We start from the raw sequence: 463 nt of genomic DNA on the forward strand, positions 1-463 counted from the left end.
CTTGATTTCCCTGCTCAAGTCAGAACAACAAACAACTGGATTTCGGCTAGCCCAAATCGGCGGCTCGCTCTTTGCGACAGGCATCGCGATTGAGCTCATTCAGCCAGCACTTGGGCGAAGCGCAAGCTTCACAGACATCTACTATAACTTTGTTGGCATTGTCTGTGCCCTTGCTGTTAGCGCTAGTCGACAGCTCAATCCCGTGCCAAAAGCATGTGTCCGAGTGATATCCCTCGCGCTGCTACTGTCGTCCTTAACAGTCCCCGCCATTGGCGCCGCAACACTTTCGAAACGAAATCAGGCAATACCCAGCCTGTTAAACTTTGAAGATAGCTGGCAGAGACGACTTTATCGAGCCGGAGGCAGTGCCAATCTCAGTCTAATCAGCAAACCGAAAGGCTGGGAAAATGCCAGCACAGCACTCAAAGTTGATTTTCCAACAACAAAATACCCAGGCGTTAGC

Annotated in this window: 1 protein-coding gene; it reads left to right on the forward strand. The window is 50.8% G+C overall.

All coding sequences use genetic code 11. The annotated features are described in order from the left end of the window. A partial coding sequence (locus tag A3751_RS22965; RefSeq protein ID WP_197466406.1) for a hypothetical protein occupies positions 1 to 463 on the forward strand: 463 nt, incomplete at both ends.

The organism is Oleiphilus sp. HI0080, from assembly GCF_001635135.1.